General features: G+C 35.6%; 19 protein-coding genes and 1 tRNA gene. 6 read left to right on the top strand and 14 right to left on the bottom strand.

Annotated elements, in window-relative coordinates:
• Positions 1–47: 47 nt before the first annotated feature.
• The 5 genes from IAE51_RS10480 to IAE51_RS10460 all read right to left on the bottom strand — a co-directional run bounded on the left by IAE51_RS10480 (position 48) and on the right by IAE51_RS10460 (position 7,308).
• A complete protein-coding gene (locus IAE51_RS10480) occupies positions 48–734 on the bottom strand; it encodes a Crp/Fnr family transcriptional regulator (RefSeq protein WP_012898712.1) in 687 nt (228 codons plus the stop codon).
• 82 nt (positions 735–816) lie between these two features.
• On the bottom strand, positions 817–2,037 hold the full coding sequence (locus IAE51_RS10475) for an MFS transporter (protein WP_010906404.1): 1,221 nt from the start codon (positions 2,035–2,037) through the stop codon (positions 817–819).
• Positions 2,038–2,099: 62 nt separating this feature from the next.
• Positions 2,100–2,537, bottom strand: a complete 438-nt coding sequence (locus IAE51_RS10470; RefSeq protein ID WP_003132028.1) for a universal stress protein — start codon at positions 2,535–2,537, stop codon at positions 2,100–2,102.
• 19 nt (positions 2,538–2,556) lie between these two features.
• Entirely contained in the window at positions 2,557–2,760 is a 204-nt protein-coding gene (locus tag IAE51_RS10465) for a hypothetical protein (protein WP_003132029.1), read from the bottom strand.
• Positions 2,761–3,006: 246 nt separating this feature from the next.
• Complete coding sequence (locus tag IAE51_RS10460) at positions 3,007–7,308, bottom strand: 2-hydroxyacyl-CoA dehydratase (RefSeq protein ID WP_168784962.1); 4,302 nt, start codon at positions 7,306–7,308, stop codon at positions 3,007–3,009.
• Positions 7,309–7,724: 416 nt separating this feature from the next.
• Between IAE51_RS10460 and IAE51_RS10455 the strand changes: the two genes are divergently transcribed.
• Entirely contained in the window at positions 7,725–8,339 is a 615-nt protein-coding gene (locus IAE51_RS10455; RefSeq protein ID WP_010906406.1) for a TetR/AcrR family transcriptional regulator, read from the top strand.
• Between the two features lie 78 nt (positions 8,340–8,417).
• Here the strand turns inward: IAE51_RS10455 and IAE51_RS10450 are convergent, their stop codons facing one another.
• Both IAE51_RS10450 and IAE51_RS10445 read right to left on the bottom strand, forming a co-directional pair.
• Positions 8,418–9,146 carry a pseudouridine synthase gene (locus IAE51_RS10450; protein ID WP_031296592.1) on the bottom strand — a complete coding sequence of 243 codons (729 nt, stop codon included), beginning with the start codon at positions 9,144–9,146 and terminating at the stop codon, positions 8,418–8,420.
• 96 nt (positions 9,147–9,242) lie between these two features.
• On the bottom strand, positions 9,243–9,878 hold the full coding sequence (locus IAE51_RS10445; protein WP_003132036.1) for a hypothetical protein: 636 nt from the start codon (positions 9,876–9,878) through the stop codon (positions 9,243–9,245).
• Positions 9,879–10,089: 211 nt separating this feature from the next.
• Between IAE51_RS10445 and mnmE the strand changes: the two genes are divergently transcribed.
• Positions 10,090–11,457 carry a tRNA uridine-5-carboxymethylaminomethyl(34) synthesis GTPase MnmE gene (gene mnmE / locus IAE51_RS10440; RefSeq protein ID WP_003131240.1) on the top strand — a complete coding sequence of 456 codons (1,368 nt, stop codon included), beginning with the start codon at positions 10,090–10,092 and terminating at the stop codon, positions 11,455–11,457.
• Between the two features lie 50 nt (positions 11,458–11,507).
• On the opposite strand, the gene IAE51_RS10435 is transcribed toward mnmE, so the two are convergent.
• The 5 genes from IAE51_RS10435 to IAE51_RS10415 all read right to left on the bottom strand — a co-directional run bounded on the left by IAE51_RS10435 (position 11,508) and on the right by IAE51_RS10415 (position 16,616).
• The gene (locus IAE51_RS10435; protein ID WP_200095367.1) at positions 11,508–12,254 is read right to left on the bottom strand and encodes a hypothetical protein; all 747 of its coding nucleotides are present in this window, start codon (positions 12,252–12,254) and stop codon (positions 11,508–11,510) included.
• Positions 12,254–14,254, bottom strand: a complete 2,001-nt coding sequence (recG, locus tag IAE51_RS10430) for an ATP-dependent DNA helicase RecG (RefSeq protein ID WP_003131242.1) — start codon at positions 14,252–14,254, stop codon at positions 12,254–12,256. The genes IAE51_RS10435 and recG overlap by 1 nt, the downstream gene beginning before the upstream one ends.
• Before the next feature lie 137 nt (positions 14,255–14,391).
• A complete protein-coding gene (locus IAE51_RS10425; protein ID WP_010906411.1) occupies positions 14,392–14,736 on the bottom strand; it encodes a zinc ribbon domain-containing protein YjdM in 345 nt (114 codons plus the stop codon).
• A gap of 69 nt (positions 14,737–14,805) precedes the next feature.
• On the bottom strand, positions 14,806–15,816 hold the full coding sequence (gene gap / locus IAE51_RS10420) for a type I glyceraldehyde-3-phosphate dehydrogenase (RefSeq protein ID WP_003131244.1): 1,011 nt from the start codon (positions 15,814–15,816) through the stop codon (positions 14,806–14,808).
• 278 nt (positions 15,817–16,094) lie between these two features.
• A complete protein-coding gene (locus tag IAE51_RS10415; RefSeq protein ID WP_003131246.1) occupies positions 16,095–16,616 on the bottom strand; it encodes a DUF536 domain-containing protein in 522 nt (173 codons plus the stop codon).
• Positions 16,617–16,744: 128 nt separating this feature from the next.
• Between IAE51_RS10415 and IAE51_RS10410 the strand changes: the two genes are divergently transcribed.
• Complete coding sequence (locus IAE51_RS10410) at positions 16,745–19,438, top strand: cation-translocating P-type ATPase (RefSeq protein WP_200095365.1); 2,694 nt, start codon at positions 16,745–16,747, stop codon at positions 19,436–19,438.
• A gap of 40 nt (positions 19,439–19,478) precedes the next feature.
• Here IAE51_RS10410 and IAE51_RS10405 read toward each other — a convergent pair whose 3' ends face one another.
• Positions 19,479–20,006 carry a TetR/AcrR family transcriptional regulator gene (locus IAE51_RS10405; protein ID WP_021723196.1) on the bottom strand — a complete coding sequence of 176 codons (528 nt, stop codon included), beginning with the start codon at positions 20,004–20,006 and terminating at the stop codon, positions 19,479–19,481.
• 124 nt (positions 20,007–20,130) lie between these two features.
• On the opposite strand from IAE51_RS10405, the gene IAE51_RS10400 reads away from it, so the two are divergent.
• From IAE51_RS10400 to IAE51_RS12245, 3 genes are all read left to right on the top strand, one after another.
• Complete coding sequence (locus IAE51_RS10400) at positions 20,131–21,150, top strand: SDR family NAD(P)-dependent oxidoreductase (protein ID WP_033899247.1); 1,020 nt, start codon at positions 20,131–20,133, stop codon at positions 21,148–21,150.
• Positions 21,151–21,452: 302 nt separating this feature from the next.
• Positions 21,453–22,157 carry a CPBP family intramembrane glutamic endopeptidase gene (locus tag IAE51_RS10395; protein WP_200095363.1) on the top strand — a complete coding sequence of 235 codons (705 nt, stop codon included), beginning with the start codon at positions 21,453–21,455 and terminating at the stop codon, positions 22,155–22,157.
• Between the two features lie 185 nt (positions 22,158–22,342).
• Complete coding sequence (locus IAE51_RS12245) at positions 22,343–22,636, top strand: hypothetical protein (protein WP_228248797.1); 294 nt, start codon at positions 22,343–22,345, stop codon at positions 22,634–22,636.
• Between the two features lie 130 nt (positions 22,637–22,766).
• Here the strand turns inward: IAE51_RS12245 and IAE51_RS10385 are convergent.
• Positions 22,767–22,850, bottom strand: a tRNA-Leu gene (locus IAE51_RS10385).
• Positions 22,851–22,912: the final 62 nt, after the last annotated feature.

Below are 22,912 nucleotides of genomic sequence, written 5' to 3'. Positions count from 1 at the left end.
AATTATAACAAAAAAGCTACCTAAAGTAGCTTTTTTATCTGTTTATATTAACTAATATATTCTTCCAAATATTGAGGATTATAAATCATGATCTTATTATCAATCACATCAATTACTTTCTCATCCTTTAAATCGTGGAGAATACGATTGACACTGTTTCTTGTAGAAATACCACAGAAGCCTGCAATATCCTCATTAGTAACTGTGAAATCAATCAAAATTCCATCTTTCTTACGAATGCCAAAATCATCAATTAAACTATGGAGACAAGCACAAACTGCTCCTTTTTTACCATTAATTGTCATTTTTTGAAGAATTTCTAAATTAAGTGCCAATCTTCTTTTATAAAAATCATCAACAACTCTAAATAAATTTAAATCTTCGCGCACCCAATCCCAAAAATCGCTCCGCGAAATTTTATAAAAATTAGCCGTTGGAGATTCCACTCTGACATTAAATAATGCTGAGATTCCATCATTTTGTTTTTCTTCCAATAAAGAAACAAAATCTGGCTGCGCAACATACGCGATATTAAATTCACGACCATCTCTTAAAATATTGCTAATCTTCGCTACACCATCTTTAAGGACATAGATATATTCTGACTCAATTCCTTGATACATAATATAGCTATGCTTTTTACGTGTTACGACACTGACTTTTTTTTGCTCTAGTGTATTGATTAGATATTCAATGTTTACGTTTGCCATTTCTTCCATCTTATTAAAACTCATCTACTCGCTAATTTGTTCATTTATTCGCCTATATAAGGCTGTAGCCATTTCATTATATCATTTTTTATGTAAATCATTAAAATCAAACTTTAGAACTTGATTTTTGATGTTTACCATGAATGAGATAGTATATAATCCAAACAATTACAACTGCGGGAGCACTGTAAAGATACAAATTTCTGAAACCAAGCATACCATTTCCAAGCATTGGAATAATTGCTCCAAGAACAATAGGTCCTCCACCAACACCTAAATCTAAAAATCCAAAGAAGGTAGAAGTTGCAACACCGATACGATCTTTACTTGAATCACGAATAGCAATTGCTTGACCAAATGGTGCAACACCACCGTAACCAAGACCGAAGGCTCCACCAGCAATTAATAAGACAACAAAGCCAATAGCTGGGCTGAAGAAACCGGCTAAGCCAACAAGAAGCATTGCCACTGCAAAGAAAATAAATGTTGGATTGAAAATCCAGTTATCCCCTTTAGTATCGAATAAACGACCTGTGAATGGACGTGAAACAAAGATTAAAACGGCATACATCGTGAAGAATAATGATCCCGCAAGTGGAATTTTAAGATCTGTTGAAAATGAACCCATTCCTGTTAAAATAGCTGAGTCAATAAATCCGGCTAAAAAGGCAATAATTGAAATAGGAAGAGCTGATTTTTCAATATATCGTTCAACACCTTTAGGTTCATGCGCCAGGGCATAGGCACGCTCTTCTGCAGAAAATTCTTTGACACGAACAAAGAAAATTAATATGAAGGTAATAACCAACAAACCAAGAGCAATTCCAAGTAAAGAACCAAAACCAAGTGAAGAGTAAATCATGATTGAAAGGGCTGGACCAACTGCAGCTGCCAAGGTAACAGATAAAGCGTAGTATCCAATTCCTTCACCACGACGTGAAGCAGGGACAACGTGACCTGCAATTGTTCCTGAGGCTGTTGCACCAATCCCAAAACCTGCGCCTTGAATCACTCGAATCAAAAAGAGTAAGGGAATATTAGTTGTCAAATAATAACCAAAAGTTAAAACAAGAAAAATAAGTCCACCAATATAGAGCAATCGCTTCATTCCGATACGTGTGATATTAATACCTGTCCAAACCCGACCAATCAGGGCTCCAATAACAAAAACGCTTGATAAAGAAAGACTAACAACTGTTGATTGATGAAGTTGTTGAAGCGCATAAGTCCCTATTGAGGAGGTTAAGACGTAAAAAACAATATAAAATAAAAAACTAATAAGCGTGTTAATAACGAAAGTAGGAGTAAAAATACTTTCTTTTTTCATGATTTTTTCCATTTCTAAGTAAAAGAGATTCTGCTCTTTTTATGAGTGACTAAGTAAGACTATTATTTTCTAACGATGAGTGTATTGCAAGTGGCATGATTAACAATATAAGATGCAACTGAACCAACAACTACACGCTCTATATAACTAATCCCTGTTGCGCCAATTACAATCAAATCAACATTTTCTTGCTTAGGAATTTTTGTTGCCATTGCTACTTTAGGTGAACCATATTCCAAAAGTGTTCTAACATTTGTTAGTCCTTCATCCAATGCTTCCTTAGCAAATTGTTGCAATAAAAGTTTTGTTCCATTTTCATGCTGTTCTTCGGCAATTGTGTCGTAAGTATTCACGGCAAGAAATGAACGTTTTTCAATAACGTTGGCTAAGATGAGCTCAGCATCATTGCGTTTAGCAACTCTGACTGCTTCATCAAATGCTTTAAGTGATTCTGCTGAACCATCCATACCAACTAAAATTCTTGAATATTTTTGTTCCATGCTAACTGTCCTTATCTAATTAACCGATAGCTGAGATATTTCTTACTTCAAAAGCAAATTTTCCATCTTCAGTTTTTATAAAACCGTGGTGATTTGAAACAAATTCAATTGCTTCATCCATGTTAACGAAGTCTTGAATGACACTGCGTACTTTAGTATCGCCTACATAGTTTGGTGTTGAATTTTCTTCATATGAAGAAAGTCCTTTAAATTCAAATTTCATTTCGAAATTCCTTTCTTAAATAACAATAATTTCTATTTTTGAGAAACGGGAATCTTGTTGTTCTCAAATGTTTTTAAGTTACTCAATTATTTTAAACAAAAGCGATACGAAGCGCGACCACATTTTTTGATACCAAGCATTGATATCCAGTATTGATATTAAGCATTGATACCCATCATTGATAACATTTGTTACTATTTATATAAAAAAATACTGACAGATTTGTCAGTATTTAGTCTTTATTTTTTAATAAGCTTGAGCAGTTTCCATTTCTGACTCTCTTTCTGATTCTTCGACTGAATTGGAAGTAGTGTTCATTCTCTTTTTAGCCGTGGTCATCATTAAGCGGATCCGATTCAATTGATTGACCGCAGAAACTCCTGGGTCATAATCAATGGGAGCGAGATTGGCTCCTGGGTACTGACGACGAAGTTCTTTCATCATTCCTTTACCAACGATATGGTTAGGAAGACAACCAAATGGTTGAAGACAAATGATATTGTTCACCCCTTTTTGCAAGAGTTCAATCATTTCGCCAGTGAGGAACCAACCCTCACCAGTATGATTCCCAATTGAAATCACTTCTTCAGTTGATGCTGCAATATCATAAATTGATTCAATAGAATCAAAGCGTTTTGAGGCTTTCAAGGCTTTATTCATTGGTTTTTCTAACATATTAATAATACCAATGAAAGTTTTAGCCATGAGTTTATTTTTCTTACTAAAGCCAATCTCATCTGCTTTCCAGATTTGATTGTACAAGCTATAGTTCATGAAGCCAATTAAATCAAGAACAACTGCTTCGCCGCCCTCTTCTTCAATTATTGACACAATATCATCATTTGCTGTTTTACTATATTTAACCAAAATTTCACCGACAACACCCACTCGTGGTTTTTGAATATCCAAAAGTTCAATTTGGTCAAATTCGGCAACAATTTTTTTCATGTTACGATTAAATTCAAAAATTGATCCAGATTCTACATTTTTCCGAGCTTTTTCTAACCATTTCGCATGTAATTCATTGACAGAACCTTCAGTGGCTTCATATGGTCGAGTACGATAAACGACTCTTTCAAATAAATCTCCATAAAGAACTGCAATCATAAAGCGCGTTAAAAGTGGAACTGTGAATTTAAATCCTTTTTCTGTTCCTTGATTCCCCATTGATAGGGAAACGACAGGTACTTGTGGGAAACCTGCATCAATTAGAGCTTTACGCAATAAAGGAATATAGTTTGTTGCGCGACATCCCCCACCTGTTTGAGTCATCATGACCGAAGTATTATCAAGGTCATACTCTCCTGACTGGAGAGCTTCAATGAGCTGACCTATTGTAATAATCGCTGGATAACATGAGTCATTATTAACAAATTTCAACCCATTATTGACAGAAGTATTGCTTTCTGGTAGAGAAACGACATTATATCCCGCAGCGGCAAAAGCTGTATCTAATAGCCCTTCTTGGTGAATTGGTGACAACATTGGTAAAAGAAGAGTGTGTTTTTTTGCCATTTCTTTTGTGAAAGCTGGTGTTTCTTGTACTAATTCGTGAACTTCGGTGCTTGCTTCAATATTATGACGCACGCGCTCTGAAACTGCTGCTTTCAGACTACGTAAACGGATCCGAACAGCTCCCATGTTTGATCCTTCGTCAATTTTCAAGACGGTATAAAGCTTATTGTGTCCACGCATGATTTCTTCTACTTGGTCTGTCGTTACGGCATCAAGACCACAACCAAAGGAATTAAGTTGAACAAGTTCTAGATTTTTATTTTTACAAACAACATTTGCAGCTGCATAAAGGCGGCTATGGTAAACCCATTGATTGACCACACGCAGGCCAGAAACTTCGGCTAAATGACTAATAGAATCCTCAGTCAAAACGTGGAAACCTTCTTGAGTGATGATGTCAGCAATTCCATGATTGATTTCTGGGTCCAAATGATAAGGACGTCCAGCGAGAACAATGGCTTTTTCATTATTTAAATTAATTTGCATGAGCAGCTCTTCTGCTTTAAGGCGCAAATCTTCTTTAAATTTATCCATTTCTTCAAAGCCATGTTGGACGGCAGCTTGTACTTCCGTAAGATTGACAGAAATCCCTTGGGCGGTTAAAGCCTTATGAACATTAACAGCTACTCCTTCCGGATTGGCTAGATTAATGAAAGGATGAAGATAATTAACTTGCCCTTCACGAATTTCATCGATATTATTTTTAAGAACTTCAGGGTAAGATTGCACAATCGGACAGTTGAAATGGTTTTGAGCATTTTTTTGTTCTTCTTGTTCAAAAAGGACAGATGGATAGAAGATATTTGGAACGCCTTGTTTAATCAAAGCCATAATATGTCCGTGACTCATTTTGGCCGGATAGCATACCGTATCTGAAGGAATGGTTTCAATTCCCTCTTCAAAGAGTTCTTTATCAGAGCGAGGGCTTAAAACAACACGGAATCCAAGGTCTGTCAGCATCGTGTGCCAAAGCGGATAGTTTTCATACATATTGAGTACACGTGGTATCCCAATTTCTCCTCTGGTTTGTTTTTTCTTGCTTAAGCTATGGTAACGGAAAAGTTTTTTATACTTGTAATCAACTAAGTTAACTTTTTTATCCTTTTTAGCGACTTTAACTTTTGTAGCTTTTTCGGCACCACGTTCGCAACGGTTCCCAGTTACAAACTTATTCCCATCATTAAAGACCGTTAGGGTCATTTTACAGTTATTTTCGCAAAGACCACAGACCATAAATTCTTTATGAGTTGTGAATTTTTCTAATTCATCAAGTTTTAGAATTTCTGATTCTTTATTTGCTTCTTGGTTATCTAAGGAAATCAAAGCACAACCGTAAGCTCCCATTAATCCCGCGATACTTGGACGAACCACTTCGCGCTCAGAAATTTTTTCAAAAGCACGTAGAACGGCTTCATTGTAAAAAGTTCCCCCTTGAACAACGATTTTCTTACCAAGTTCTTCTGGACGTTTTACTTTTATAACTTTATAGAGAGCATTTTTAATGACACTGTATGAAAGACCTGCGGAAATATCTCCAACAGTCGCTCCTTCTTTTTGAACTTGTTTTACTTTTGAGTTCATGAAGACGGTACAACGAGAACCCAAGTTAACTGGATGCTCAGCCAAAAGTGCTTTTTGTGAAAATTCACGAACATCATGTTTTAGTGAATGGGCAAAGGTTTCAATGAATGAACCACAACCAGATGAACAAGCTTCATTAAGTTGAATACTTGATAGAGCACCATCACGAATCCGCATAGCTTTCATATCTTGTCCACCAATATCAAGAATGAAATCTACTCCTGGATTGAAATAATCAGCGGCCTTATAATGAGCCATTGTTTCAACTTCACCATAATCAACATGAAGTCCTGCTTTAATCAGGTGTTCTCCATAACCCGTTACTGTTGATTTTGCAATATAGACGCCCGCTGGAAGTTTAGCATAGACATCTTTTAAAATATTAATGACAGATTCAAGCGGTTCTCCATTGTTAGAACCATAATGGTCATAAAGAATATTTCCTTCATCATCAATAAGAACAACTTTTGTTGTGGTTGAACCGGCATCAATTCCTAAGAAGGCAGCTCCATGATGTTCAGACAGGTTCTTATAGTTAGCTGTTGCTTTGGCATGACGCGTCCGAAATTCATCAAGTTCTGCTTGATTTTCAAAAAGTTTATCCATTGTATCTTGTGGAATTAAGCTGTCTGAATCATCATTTTCTAAACTATGAATTAAATCAGTTGCTGTTTTCTGACTTGTTTCTTCATAGAGCGCAGCTCCCATTGCCACAAAAAGTTGTGGATTTTCTGGGAAGATAATATTTTCTTCTTTTAAATCCAAGGTTTCGATGAAACGTTTGCGTAATTCACTCATAAAGAAAAGCGGACCGCCTAGAAAGGCTACATTTCCTTTGATTTTTCGTCCACTTGCTAAACCAGCAATGGTTTGATTGACAACGGCTTGAAAAATACTAGCAGCAATATCTTCACGACGCACTCCTTCATTTAACAGCGGTTGAACGTCTGTCTTGGCAAAAACGCCACAGCGTGATGCTATCGGATAGAGTTTTTCGTAGTTTTTAGCTAACTCATTGACACCATTGGCATCAACTTTCAAAAGGGCTGCCATTTGGTCAATGAAAGCACCTGTCCCACCGGCACATGTTCCGTTCATACGTAATTCTTGAGTTCCGTTATCAAAAAAGGTCATCTTGGCATCTTCACCACCAAGCTCAATCATCACGTCTGTTTGGGGAATGAATTTTTCAATGGTAATTGATGAAGCGATAACTTCTTGAACAAAAGGAACATCAATGACTTCCGCAAGTCCCATTCCTCCTGAGCCGGTAATGGCTAGTTCTAGATTTAAATCTCCATGTTCTTCTATAAAATCTTTGAATACTTTGATGGTTGCTGCTTTCACATCTGAAAAATGGCGCTCATAGCGTGAGAAAATGAGCTTAAAATTTTCGTCAAAAACGACGAGTTTTACTGTGGTTGATCCAACGTCAATCCCTGTTTTATAAATTTGTGTCAAGATGGTCTCCTAGTTATGTGAGAAATATCACTTGAACAAGTCCGCTAAGTTCTTAATATTTTTTCGGCAAGTTAAATTTGAAATCTAACTTATCTTTTGGAGGCAGAATTTTGATAAAAAGTAATTTAGACGGTCTGTTGCTTATCTTATTATATGTTCATTTTATCATTTGTCATAAGAAAAGCAACCAGCAAAAAGGGCGTGGTTGTCACATAAACGACAATTCAAAACAAGCTGTTGATTATGTTAAAAGACTTTGACATCGAATGACAAAATGTTTTGACTAAATTCTTTAATGACTTTAATCTATTTTTTGATTATAATGGAGTTAAATAGTACAATGTGAAAAATTAGACAAAACAGTCTATCGGGACTGGGTCTTTTTGAAACTGGAAAGATGGGTTTTTATGGTTAAATCAGATGATTTACGTGTGAAACGAACAAGAAAATTGATTAGTCAGGCTTTTTTTGGTTTGTTACGCAAGAAAAAATTTGAAAAGATTTCAATTCAAGAAATTGCCGATTCAGCCATGATTAATCGGGCAACTTTTTATGCTCATTATGCTGACAAACAAGATCTATATGATAGTTTGATTGACCAATTTTTAGCTAGCTTCACTGGCATTTTAGATGAACAAAATTTAGTTGATGGTAACAATGTTCATGTCAAAGAAATTGAAACTGTCTTGAGTCGTTTCTATGAATTTGTTCGCGATAATCCTGAAATTGCACAAATGATTACTGACAGAGCGCATGATCAACGGTTAAAAAATCGATTTCTGGAGATTTTATCTGAACGCTATACCGAGTTATTTGAAAAACTGGAAGTTAGAGAAAAAGATGTTGTGGTTCCCAATGATTTTGTAATTTCTTACATCAGCTCGATTTTGGTGGGAACTTTAGACTGGTGGGTCAGCACTTCTACACAAATGTCTGCTCGAGATTTTGCTCATTTGATTATCAAATTAATTTCTAATGGCCATTTGACCGTCCTTGGGGTCAATATTAATCGCGAAAATTAAAAAAGTTACTGATGAAACTTCTAGGATAGCCGTTGTTTTTTAACTTACGGATACCTTCGAATTTTCATCAGTAACTTTTTATTTTTTCAAATTTTCTATTTCTTCGGTTGTTAAAGGACGATAGGCTCCTAGCGCTAAATCTGAATCCAATGCTAAATTGCCCATCCGAATGCGTTTGAGATAGAGAACGTACATTTCAACAGCTTCAAACATCCGTTTGACTTGATGAAATTTTCCTTCATGAATAATCACACGAATTTCACTAATCCAGCCAGATTGACTCTCTCCTTCGTAAATATTTTCAATGAATAATTCTCCTGGTCGTGCTTTTTCTCCATTTTTTAGAGTCAAGCCCTCAGCAAATTTATTGACAATTTCGTCAGTAACTTTTCCATCAATTCGCGCAAAGTATTCTTTTTCAACATGCTTTTTGGGTTGAGTTAAATCATGTCCCAATGCTCCGTCATTCGTTAAAATTAAAAGTCCCTCAGTATTTTTATCTAAACGTCCGACTGGAAAAATATCCTCACGAAAATCTTTTTCCGATAATAATTGAACAACTGTCTTAAAAAGATTATCTTTTGTTGCAGAAACAAGACCTTGCGGTTTATTTAATAAGTAATAATAATATTCTTGGTAATCTAAAATCTCACCATCAAAGGCGACTTGTCTAGAATTCTTGTCTACTTGAAACCTGCCGTCTCGCTGAACTTCCCCAGCAACTGTCACGCGCCCTTTTTTCAATAGAATTTTGACTTCACTACGGCTTCCGAGGCCACTTTCTGCTAAAAATTTATCTAGTCTCATGTCTTTTATTATATCAGATTTTGCTGACAGGTCTGTCAGTAAAATAATGGAAAAAAAGTTACTGACAGAATTTCTGTCAGTAACTTTTTCTCATTCTTATTCTCCATAAATATCTGCATCTGTCAGCTTAAAAATAATCATTGTTTCTGGTGGATATGCTGCCAATTGATTGGCAAAACTGTCATCATCATCTTTTTTGACTTTTGCTTTGATATTAATGGTCACTTTTTGATGTTCTTCAACAAGTGCGTCATAAAGTGTTTTTAAATCGGCAATATCTTGGCTGCTGGCTTTGGGTAAAATCGTATATTTGGTGTAATCTTTATCAAACCAAGAACCTTCTTTTTCAAAATCAACTGATGAATTTTCACGAATTTGCAATTTAGCTGAGATATCATAATCATAATCTTGCTGTTCAATCATTTTAGCAATTTTTACCATTGATTCATAATCACCACTTGCTTTTAATTTCAAAGTGGCTTTATAAGGAATCCCAGCAAGCTCTAAGCGACCCGCAATCATAAATGGGTCTGGCTCAGTTCCCTTGTCATCAAGTTGAGGTGGAGCAAAATTGACTGAGATTGAATAACCTTTTGTCAGTAATTGCTCATATTGCGTGATGACTTCTTCTAATTCGAGTCCATCAATAAACTCATTAAATGTACGCTCAGTGAGTTTGTTATTTTCAGCGGCTTCTTCTTTTGGATAGATAATTTTTACTTGATAGGTCATATCTACTATTATATCAAGATGTGAGCATAAATTGGGAAAATGCGAAGAAAAAATAGAAAATTTTTTGTTTCTATTTTTAGTCAGCATCAAAATTTATTTTTTTTATCACTTTTTATTGGTGCAAACTCAATTATTATAGATTTTTATTTTTTATAAAAAAATAAATTAAATAGGCTAGGAAATTCAGCCTTTTTGCGTTAAAATAGTCTTTATGACATTAACACAAGAATTTGATACGATTGCGGCGATTTCGACACCGCTTGGTGAAGGAGCAATTGCCATTGTTCGTTTATCAGGGACAGATGCCCTAAAAATTGCTCAATCTGTCTATAAAGGAAAAAATTTAACTCAAGTTGCTAGCCATACGATTAATTATGGCCATATTTTTGAAGAAAAACGTCTCGTTGACGAAGTCATGGTTTCAGTCATGCGTGCGCCTAAAACATTTACACGCGAGGATATTGTTGAAATAAATACGCATGGTGGAATTGCAGTCACACAAGAAATTTTGCAATTACTTTTACGTAATGGCGCAAGACTCGCTGAACCTGGCGAATTTACCAAACGTGCCTTTTTAAATGGACGAATTGACTTGGCTCAGGCTGAATCTGTCATGGATTTAATTCGAGCTAAAACTGACAAAGCTGCCAACATTGCCGTAAAACAACTTGACGGAAGTCTTTCAAAAATGATTAATAACATTCGTCAAGAGATTCTCGAAAGTTTGGCACAAGTCGAGGTCAATATTGACTATCCAGAGTATGATGATGTGGAAACAATGACTTCACAAATGCTCCTTGAAAAAACGGCTCATTTTGAACAGCTTTTGGAAAATCTTTTATCAACAGCTAAACGCGGAAAAATTTTAAGAGAAGGTTTAAAAACGGCGATTATTGGTCGGCCAAACGTTGGAAAATCAAGTTTACTTAATCAATTGCTTCGTGAAGAAAAAGCCATTGTCACTGATATTGCTGGAACAACGCGCGATGTCATTACTGAATTTGCCAATATTGGCGGTGTTCCTCTTGAACTAGTGGATACTGCTGGTATTCGTGAAACAGATGATTTAGTCGAAGCGATTGGGGTTGAACGTTCTAAAAAAGCTTTGGCTGAAGCTGATTTAGTTTTACTCGTTTTAGATGCCTCAAATGAATTGACTGACAAAGATTTAGAGCTCTTAGAACTGTCTAAAAATTCAAATCGCATTGTTCTACTCAACAAAACCGACCTGCCAGAAAAAATTGATAGCACTCAAATTTCTGGTGATTTTATCCGAATTTCAGCTCTTAAAAATGAAAACTTAAATGCTGTTGAAGAAAAAATCAACCAAATTTTCTTTGCCGGTGAAATTGAAGCCAAAGATGCAACGGTATTATCTAATGCCCGCCACATTTCAATTGTTGAAGAAGCTTTGAAGGCTCTTAAAGAAGCAAACTCTGGGCTTGCTCTGGGCTTACCTGTTGATTTAATTCAAGTGGATGTCACACGTTGTTGGCAATTACTTGGAGAAATCACAGGGGAAGCTGCCCCAGATGAATTGATTACACAACTTTTTTCACAATTTTGTTTGGGAAAATAAAAAAGAGTTCAAATGAACTCTTTTTTTTACTGACAGAAATTGGTCAATCATCAAATCATCCCTTTAATTTCTGTCAGACATTTTCTAACAAACTGGTCAGTCATTCCACCGAAATAAGTTCCTTGAAAGTTTCGACCGTTAATCACGATTAATTTTTTATCGACACGATAAGCTCGAACGTATTTGGCAGCTTTTCCTACTTCTTCTTTATCAAATATTTCTTCGATTTCAGTTCCAGCATTTTTAAGTAAAATTTTTAAATTACTTACTGACAGACTTGTCAGTAAAACATCTGGTTCTAAAAGTTGCAAAAGTTGCGGAAATTTCATCTTGAATTGTTCTTGTTGGCTCTTAGCTAAACCTGGCCAAACTGGATGTGTCGCAATTGGGGTAAACAAATCAATATGTAAGGCTCGATTAATTTGATTTTCATATTCTTTATAAGCTGAATCAAAAACAGGTAAAAATTTTGCTAACTGATTGAACCAAGGACTAGGATTGTATTCAAAATACCGATTGAGATTTGACTTGTAAGTTTCCAAATTTACTGACGAAAATTCTGTCAGTAATTTTTCATAACGTTGATTTTCACCAAATTCTGCATAAGAAGCATTTTTACTGACCGTCAGTATTTTTAAGTCTGATTTTTCATATTTGGCTAAGTCACCAAACCACAAAAGTGGCATACTATTTGGAATCAAAACTTCTGACAGCTCAGCCTTATTTTTTAAGTCAATAAAATCTGTCCATGTTTCTAAAATCAAGTGGTCTAATTTTTCATTATCCATTTTACTCATCAATCAAAGCCCCCGTCAACATTAACTTGAGCAATCAAATCAGGAAACTCATCTGCATTTTTAAAAATTTCAACTGCTTCTTTTCTAGCCACTTCTAAAATATTATAATCATTGACTAAATCAGCCGCAATAAATTCTGGAAGTCCTGACTGACGAAGTCCAAAAATCTCTCCAGAACCACGCATTTTCAAATCTTCTTCGGCTAAAATAAAACCATTTTGTGTTTCTGTCATAATTTTCATCCGTTGTTTTCCTGAATCGGACTTAGGATTTGCTACTAAAATGGCATAAGATTTTTTTGTTCCCCGACCAACACGACCACGCAATTGGTGAAGCTGCGAAAGTCCAAAGCGGTCAGCATCCATAATCACCATAATCGTAGCATTAGGAACGTCAACTCCCACTTCAATCACTGTTGTTGAAACCAAAATATCTAATTTTTTAGCCTTAAATTCTTGCATGATTTGGTCTTTTTCATCATTTTTCATTTTTCCATGTAAAAGACCAATTTTGGCAAATAATCCAAAGTATTCATTTAATTCCGCAAAAAGAGCTTCTGCGTTTTTCAGGTCCAACGTTTCACTTTCCTCAATTAAAGGTGAAATAAAATAAACCTGTGAATCTTTAGCAACCTCTGCTTTTATCCAACTTAAAACTTCGGAAAATTGTTCATGTTTGACCCACCTTGTAGTAATGGGTTGACGTCCCTTGGGTAGTTCATCAATAATTGAAACATCCATATCCCCAAAAGCCGTAATCGCAAGCGTTCTTGGAATGGGTGTAGCTGTCATCATTAGAACATCTGGATTTTGCCCTTTTTCTCGTAAAATTTTTCGCTGATTAACTCCGAAACGGTGTTGTTCATCTGTAATCACAAGACCCAAATTATAAAAATCGACCCCTTCTTGAATTAGTGCATGAGTTCCAACTACCATATGTGTATGACCACTAACTAAATCAGCCAAAATCTCGCGGCGCTCTGCCACTTTCAAACCCGAAACCAAAAGTGAAATTTGCAATTCTGGAAAAAGAGCTTTCAAGTTTGCAAAATGCTGACGGGCAAGGATTTCCGTTGGTACCATAATTGCTGCTTGAAAATTCGCCAAACAAGCCGCGTACATGGCAAGGGAAGCAACAACTGTTTTACCAGAACCCACATCACCTTGCAAAAGTCGATTCATGTGATAAGGAGATTTCATATCCGTCAGAATCTCTGACAAAGCGCTTAATTGAGCACCTGTCAGTTCAAAAGGTAATTCAGAAATCTTCTGATCAATTTCTCCTTGCTCAAAAACAACTTCTAATCCTGCTCGGCCCGATTTTTCTTTATTTTTTAAGGCCTGTAATTTCAACTGAAACATGAATAATTCTTCAAATTTTACACGACGTAAAGCCTGCTTATGAGCTTCCATATCTTCAGGAAAATGCATAGCCAAAACGGCTTCTTGCCGGTTCATCAGACGATATTTTTTAATCAAAAATTCTGGTAAGTTCTCAGGTAATTCTGATAGAAGGTCTGATTCAAAAACCTGATGAATTACTTTGACCAATTGACTTTGTTTCATACCAGCTGTCAAATGATAAACAGGTTCTAAGCCATCGTCCACCTGAGCCACAACCTTCATCCCCATCAGTTGTTGCTTTGCCTGCTCCCATTTTCCGTAAACTGCAATTTCCTTACCAACTTCCACTTTGTCAGCCAAATAAGGTTGATTAAAAAAGCTGACAGCAACCACGGCCTCACCTTCTTTAATTTTAAATGAAAGTCGATTACGTTTAAATCCGTAATACTGGACATTAGCTGGTGTCACTACCGTTCCAATAATTGTTGCTTTTTCTCCGTCAACAAGTTCAAAAACCGAACGACTTGCGAAATCTTCATAACGAAAAGGGAAATAAAGCAATAAATCTTGAACCGTGAAAATTCCTAACTTATGGAAATTTTCCACAGATTTCGGTCCCACACCTTTTAAAAATTGCACTGAATCTGTTAATTTCATACTTTTATTATACCAATATATAAGGTTAAATGCTTCAAAAATCAAATATAATTTGCTGACAGAGAATTTATCAGCAAAATTTACTGACAGAAAGCTCTGTCAGTAAAAAAATAATCAGAAATTACTCTGATTATTTTTTATGCTTTCTTAACAACTGAACCCTTCAAAGCAATTGCTCCAAAGCCCGGAATTTTTGAATCAATAAAATGTTCATTTTTCCCTTCTGGATTAATGCGAATGTTTTTCACTTTTGTTCCCTGCTTAATTGGTTTTGGCATTCCCTTAACTGGCAAATCTTGTACAATAACAAGGTCATCCCCAGTTTCTAACTCATTTCCTAAACTATCAAGGACAATAAATTTTCCAGCTGCCTCAATTTCCTCAAGAGTAAATTCATTTCCACATTCAGAACAGCCAAAGCTCGTATCTGATAATTCATAAGTATATTCACTTGAACAATGAATACATTTTGGTGTTTCCATCTTCTCTCCTTTATTAAATCAAAAAAAACCAGCCCGAAGACTGGTTTTTATACCGTTAAAATCGGAAAATTATTTAGCGATTTTAGCGAAGTATGCAAGTGTACGAACAAGGTTTGAAGTGTATGACATTTCGTTATCGTACCAAGATACAGTTTTAACAAGTTGAGCTCCATCAGCTGAAGTAACTTCAGTTTGAGTAGCATCAAAGAGTGAAGAGTTTGAGATACCAACGATATCAGATGAAACGATTTGGTCTTCGTTGTAACCAAATGATTCATTTGAAGCAGCTTTCATAGCTGCGTTGATTTCGTCAACTGTAACTTCTTTGTTAAGGATAGTAACAAGTTCAGTCAATGAACCAGTTGGAACTGGTACACGTTGAGCATGTCCTTGAAGTTTACCTTGAAGTTCTGGCAATACAAGACCGATAGCTTTAGCAGCACCTGTTGAGTTAGGTACGATGTTTTCAGCTGCAGCACGTGCGCGACGGAAGTCTCCACCACGGTGTGGGCCATCAAGAGTCATTTGGTCACCAGTGTAACCGTGAACTGTAGTCATTGTACCAACTTTGATACCGAATTGTTTGTTCAAAGTATCAGCCATTGGAGCAAGACAGTTAGTTGTACATGAACCAGCTGAAATTACTGTTTCAGTTCCATCAAGTACTTCGTGGTTAGTGTTGAAAACGATTGTTTTAACATCAGATCCACCAGGTGCAGTGATAACAACTTTTTTAGCACCGTTAGCGTGCAAGTGTTGTTCAGCTTTTTCTTTAGTTGCGAAGAAACCAGTTGCTTCAAGAACGATTTCTGCACCAACTTCAGCCCAGTTGATGTTAGCTGGGTTAGATTCAGCAGTAACTTTAACGAATTTACCGTTAACTTCAAAACCACCATCTTTAACTTCAACTTTACCATCAAAACGACCTTGAGTTGTATCGTATTTAAGCAAGTGAGCAAGCATTGCTGGATCTGTCAAGTCGTTGATTGCAACAACTTCAACACCTTCAACATTTTGAATACGACGGAAAGCAAGACGACCGATACGACCGAAACCGTTAATACCAACTTTAACTACCATTAGTAGTTTCCTCCTTATAGGGATTAGATTTTATAAAAGGCTTACCTTTTAAATTGACTAAGTTAACAATTTAACTTACTCTTTTATTTTAACACTTTTTTTAAAATTTGCAAACATAAACTCCCTTAGAAAGCGCTCTACAAAAGCAAAAGAAGTCCACTTCTCTTGAAAGCGTTTAACATTAAAAAAGCTCGTACTTTTAAGAATAGTTTCTTCTTCCACTCCTATAAAAAAGCAATAAAAAAATTTACTGATGAAACGCTCAGCAAATTTATGATTTATTTCTTACCAAATAAACGCCCAAAAAAGCCCTTATTATCAGTGGTTTTTAACTGTTCTTGCAAATCCGTAAAAAATTGTTTTTGATCTGTCAAAGCTTTTTCCATTAACTCTTGCTGTTTTTTAATCTGTACATCTTTTTCAGCAATTTGAGCATCTTTTACGTTTAATTGTTGATCTTTGGAGATAAGTTGACTGTTTAAACGTTCAATCTCAGCGTTTTTATCTTTCATCAAAGCGCTAATCATTTCGTAAGCTGCGGATGTTGCATCATCTGTCTTAAGCGCAACCTCAGAACCTTTGTCAGCATTTTCTTCCAGAACCTCTGCCTTGGCAGTCACCACTTTTCCGTATAGTCCTTCAAGTTCATGAATTCCCTCAGCATTAACGACTGTTACATTCTTCTCATTTTTTTCAACAAATTTAGTATCTAGCGACTTAACACGTTTATTCATCGCTTGGCGAGTCACTCCAAAAAGCTCTGCCAATTCACTTACTGTTTTAGTTTTCATATCATCCATAATACCATATTTTCGGCTAATTATACAGATTTTTGTAAAAATTTTATTTGCATATCGTTCCAGTAATTATTAAAAATATATTATAATTATATTATAATGTAAATTTCCAAAAGAAAGGGCTAAAAAATATGAAATATAAAACAGAATCCATTGATAATATAAAAAAATTCTATGATATTAATAGTAAAAGTGGTCTCAGTCCAACTCAAGTCACAAATTCACGAATAAAATACGGTCATAATAACTTTGAAGAACAAAGAGGCCCAAATATTTTTCAAAAACTTCTTCATCACCTCTTAGAAGTCATGAATATCATTCTTATTTTAGTTGGTGTTCTCTCAGCCTATTTGGCTTATATCAGTAATGGAAACTATACTAAAACAATTGTTGTTTTACTTATCGTTGCCATCAACGTTTTCGTTTCAATCTTCCAAGAAAACAGGGCGGAAAATGCACTCGCTGCACTCAAAGAGCTTTCCTCACCAACATCAACTGTTCTTCGTTCTGGAAAACGCCAAACTATTCCTTCAAGTGAATTAGTCTGCGGTGACCTCATTGAGCTGACAGCCGGCGTACAAGTTGGAGCTGATATTCGCTTACTCACAAGTAATAGCCTGCAAGTTGATGAATCTTCACTGACAGGTGAATCAGAACCCATTGACAAGAATGCTGACCTTGATATTACTGACGAAGTTCCTCTTGGAGATCAACTGAACATGGTTTTCTCAGGAACAAATATCCTTAACGGAACAGCCGAAGGAATCGTTGTCGCAGTTGGTTCCGAATCTCAAATGGGACAAATTGCCACACTTATTGGCGAACAAATAAAAGGAAAAACTCCTCTTCAAAAAAGAATCGATAAACTTGCCAAACGCTTAGCAGTCATTGCCTTTGCCGCTGGAATCTTAATCTTTGTCATTAACCTTTTGTATGGAAATGTTCCTTTTGTTGATAATTTAATGACCGCCGTTGTTTTAGGAGTCGCTGCCGTCCCAGAAACACTTCCAGTTATTGTTACACTCAGTTTGATTTACGGTGTAGAAAATATGGCTCAGAAAAAAGCCATTATCCGAAATGTCCCTGCCGTTGAAACTCTTGGAAACGCAACAGTCATCGCTTCTGACAAAACCGGAACACTCACACAAAATCAGATGACCATTCAAAAACTTTGGCTATCTGGACAAGATAGTTGGTCAGGAGGTCAATTATCAAGCTCTGAAGTTTCCTTAATACAAAATTTTGCTTATGCCTCAGACGCCAGTGCACAACTCATTGACGGTGATTGGGAAATCCATGGTGACCCAACCGAAGCAGCAATCATTCGCTTCTTAATTACTCATGATCTCTATGAACCCGAAAAAAATCCAAAACGACTTGCCGAACTCCCTTTTGATAGTTCACGCAAAAAAATGACCGTTGTCATTCAACATCCGCAAGATAATGAAAAATATCTTGTACTGACCAAGGGCGCTTTTGATAGACTTGCACCAAGCAGTCAACATCAAGCACAGCATCCACAGCTCCTTTCTTCAAATAACGAGGAGACTTCCACTTACTTATCAAATGATTTATTGAGTCAAGCCCAAAAAATACATGACATTTTTGCTGACCAAGCCCTACGTGTTCTTGCTCTTTCTTACAAAATCATCGATAAAGTCCCAGAAGATTTAACTGAATTAGAAAATAATCTTACCTTTCTTGGAATCGTGGGAATGATTGACCCTCCACGATTAGAATCAAAAGCCGCTGTTCAAGAAGCAAGGGCTGCTGGTATTAAACCAATCATGATTACAGGGGACCACGCGCTTACAGCAAAAGCAATCGCTCAACAAATTGACATCTATCGTGACGGAGATAAAGTTATTGACGGCTTAACGCTCAAATCAATGACAGATGATGAACTTAGCCAAACGATTGAACAAATTTCGGTCTATGCCCGAGTAAGTCCTGAAGACAAACTTCGTATTGTAAAAATCTGGCAAGAAAAAGAACAAATCGTCGCCATGACAGGAGACGGGGTCAATGACGCACCTAGCTTAAGAGCAGCCGATGTCGGAACTGCAATGGGAATAGCTGGAACAGAAGTTGCAAAATCCGCTTCTGATATCATTCTTGCTGACGACAATTTTGCGACCATCGTCGCTGCCATTCGCGAAGGCCGTCGCGTTTACACCAATATCAAAAAAACAATTTATTACCTTCTCTCAGCAAACGTAGCTGAAATTCTAACAATGCTCATTGGAGCAATTGTCGGTTGGGGAATGCCTTTTACAGGAATTCAACTCCTTTACATCAATGTCCTTGCTGATGGAATTCCCGGATTTGGACTTTCACGTGAAAAAGCCGACAGTCATATCATGGAACAGCCACCTGTTGGAGTCAAAGAAAGTATCTTCTCAAGAGGAGTCAGCTGGCGTATCGCCATTTGTTCTACAGCATTCATCATTACTGCTCTAGTTGGTTTTTATCTTGGTAGGTTTATTGAAATCGCTGGATTGACACCCAACCATCAACTCGGACAAACAATGGCCTTTGTGATATTAACCCTTGCTTCTACGATTAATGTCTATAATGCTAGAAGTAATGAATCTCTCTTCACAAGAGGAATTACCACTAATAAAATGATTTTTGGTACCACCTTATTATCACTAGGAATAACCGTTCTCTTTACAAATGTTCCTATTTTGATGAACATCTTAGAAGTTGCTCCTTTATCAATGACACACTGGCTAATAGCGATCATCTTAGCTTTAATCCCAACCCTTGTCATTGAAATTACAAAAGTGATTCTTAATAAACAAGGGAAAAAATTTATTGGCTAAAAGAAAGGCTCAAAATAACTTGAGCCTTTTTATCTGTCACTTATTCATGGAATTCTACAACCATCTTCACCACTTCATCATAAGAGTCTTGACAGCCATTTTTCACCCAATTTCCTAAAACATAAAATAAACCGGCAGCCATAAAATCGTTCCAAAATTTTTGCTTTGTCCCTAGATAATCAGCCCAAGTCGTTGTTTCATTATAAAAAATAGTCATCTTTTGAGCAAATACCTGAAAAATCAGCGAATAATAATTCCCCTTGACAGCTTTTTCTATTTCTTCTTCTTGTTCAACAAATAGTCCCACCAACTTCTCACTTAAAATAAGTGAGTTAATACTTTCTAGCTCCAAAAGTTCTTTAAGAAATTTATCATAGATTAGCTCAAAATACTCTAATACGACTTCTTCCTTATTTTTGAAGTGCCGATAGAAAGTCATCCGACTCACCCCGGCTTTTTTGCAAACTTCTGTCAATGGTAATTCATTGATTGTATATTTCTCTAAACACAACATCGTTCCTTCAATAATAAAGTCATGAAAATCTTGATATTGCTCTTTTCGCTTCATTTCTGTTACACTTTCATTTTGTTGTCACTTTTAAAGACAAACCGTCCAAAGTTAATTGTAAAAGTTCTTTTTTGCTGTTACACTTGTATCACATAAATATTATAACACAAAGGAAAATTTTATTATGTCAAATCAAGAACCAATAGCAAACTACAAATTTAATTATAAAACAACAGCAAATAAAGTTATGAAAAATATTAATCTTTCAGGAAAAACAATCATCATCACTGGTGGGTATTCTGGTATTGGTTTAGAGATGACCAAACAACTTTCACGTGCTGGAGCAAAAATTATTATCCCCGCCCGAAGAATGGAGGTAGCCAAGAAAAATTTATCTAAAATAAAAAATATTGACATTCTTCCCCTTGACCTCACCAATCCAGAAAGTATTCATCAATTTGCCGAAAGTTTTTTGCAAAATAATTCAAAACTAGATATTCTTATTAATTCCGCTGGATTAATGTACCTTCCTTTAAAAAGAGATTCACGAGGAATAGAATATCACTTTGCCACAAACCATCTAGGCCACTATCAATTAACAATGGAACTTTTACTCGCTTTAAAAAATGCAAAAAACTCAAGAGTTATAAATTTATCCAGTCGTGCTCAACAAATGACACCATTACTAGAAGATTGGAATTTTGAAAAAATAGAAAACTATAATCCCCAAATAGGCTACCAACAATCTAAAACTGCCAACGTTTTATTTTCAATAAAACTAGATGAACTAGGAAAAAAATATGGAATTAGAAGTTTTGCCGTCCACCCTGGTATGATTCCAATGACAAATATTGGTCGTCAAAATTCACCAATTACCCCTTGGCTCCGCTACCTAGCCGACTATTTTAAATTAATTCATATCCCCGTATTTTTTAATGCACTTAAATCCGGCTTTGACCGAAGTAAATATCGCTATTTAAAAACAATCGCTCAAGGTGCCGCAACACCTCTTTGGGCCTCAACAAGCCCTGATTTAGAAGGTAAGGGTGGTCTTTATTGTGAAGACCTTAATATTGCCAGACTTATGACATCAGAAGAAGCTAATAATTTTTCTGGAGGCTTACGTCCGCATGCAATAGACCACAATGACGCAGATAGACTTTGGCAGATTTCAAAAAATATAACAGGTCTGGATTTTGAATAAACCCTTACTATAAAATAAAACTGACCTATTATAAATAGGTCAGTTTATCTATTTTTTCATTAGATGAAACTTATTATACATACTACTTTTGATTAAATAATGTCATTTATATTAAAAATACACAAACTTCTTTGACATGGTATTGATCAAGTGCTAATATTATACTATATATTCAAAATAGTTTGAATATATAGTTTTTTTATAACAAAGGAGATGCTTATGAAGAAGAATTTAAATGAACTTCAAAAATTTATAGTGATGAACCTGCAACACTCACTAAAAATTTTTATAAGAGAACAGCCATGATTTTAAAAAAATACAAACTTAATATTTTAGGAATTCTATTTTTTCTTTTATTAAACATTCTTTATCAATATCCTCTTGTTTTAGTTTTTGCCTATTTCTTTAATAAAAGAATCTTTTTCTTTACCGATTTTTTATATACTAATTCCTCTTGGACCTTACCACTATTAATGACTTTGGTATTAATACTCATTTTTATAATTGCTTGGAAGCTCGGATATCTAAAAAATACACTTAAGAACTGGGATTTAAAGCGTATTTTTTGGCTAATGGGGATTGTGTTTTTCACTTTAGCAACCAATTATCTAGTAACAGTACTTGTCCTAAAAACACAAATTATTTCTTCCGTGACGAGTGATACTGGTATGTCGGATATTTTAGGCCAACTACCAATCCTTTCTCAAAAATATATTTTAGGAATTATTGTTCCACTTTCGGAAGAGCTATTGTTTAGAAGTTATATTTTTGGTTCAATAACTAATAAAAAGGTTGCCTTTCTAATCTCTTCTGTACTTTTCGCTCTTGTCCATACGGGATTTTCTTGGTACTTACTTCCATATCTCATCCTTTCTTTTATTATTACTTGGGTTTATTCAAAAAGAAATAATTTCATCGAGAGCGCGATTGTCCATAGCTCAGTGAATCTTTTTGGTGGATCTGCAATCAAACTACTAGACACATTTTTTAAGCTATTACCTTATTAAAAAATAATGTAAAAAGGAGAACTATGAAAAATTTTATAAACAAACCAAATAATATTAAAAGATGGATCTTATTACTATATTCTATCCTTTCGCTAATTATTATCATCACTTATATTATTTTTAACCATACTTTTTTTAAAGTAGATTGGAAACGGTATGATATAGATGGGACTTACAGGGGAAAGGTGGATGAGATACTAAAACATGGCGTCTTCTGGATAAATGGTAATTTAACAGCAATCAACTCTACACTACTGATTTTACTTCTTGCTGTAGGAGCAGTTCTTTCACTATTAATTTTCTATTTAGCCTGGCATAATCTAGCAACTAGAACATGGACCCCAATTCTGTGCTTAGCAGGATTTTTGATTCCTCTAATCGTTAATGGCGACGGAAATATTCTCAAATCATTGATTATTGGCTATATTTTTATCATTGCTGGAGCAAGCTTCTCAGTTCAGGCTTTACGCTTTTCCTGATTTTAAAAACGCATTTAATATAACAAAAAACTACTGAATTCAATAATTTTCAGTAGTTTTTTATTAACTATAAAATAATCCAATTAATTATATAAAAAAGCTAACAATAGGCATGTTAGCTTTTATGTTATGCCGAAGGCCGGGGTCGAACCGGCACTCCCGTGAAGGAACCAGATTTTGAGTCTGGCGCGTCTGCCTATTCCGCCACTTCGGCGAAACATAACAACTGGGGTAGCTGGATTCGAACCAACGCATGAGGGAGTCAAAGTCCCTTGC

This window comes from Lactococcus sp. S64 (assembly GCF_016516525.1).
Classification (GTDB): Bacteria; Bacillota; Bacilli; order Lactobacillales; family Streptococcaceae; genus Lactococcus; species Lactococcus lactis.
The sequence above is the reverse complement of the archived record's forward strand: the minus strand, read 5'-3'. Positions and strand labels throughout refer to the sequence as shown.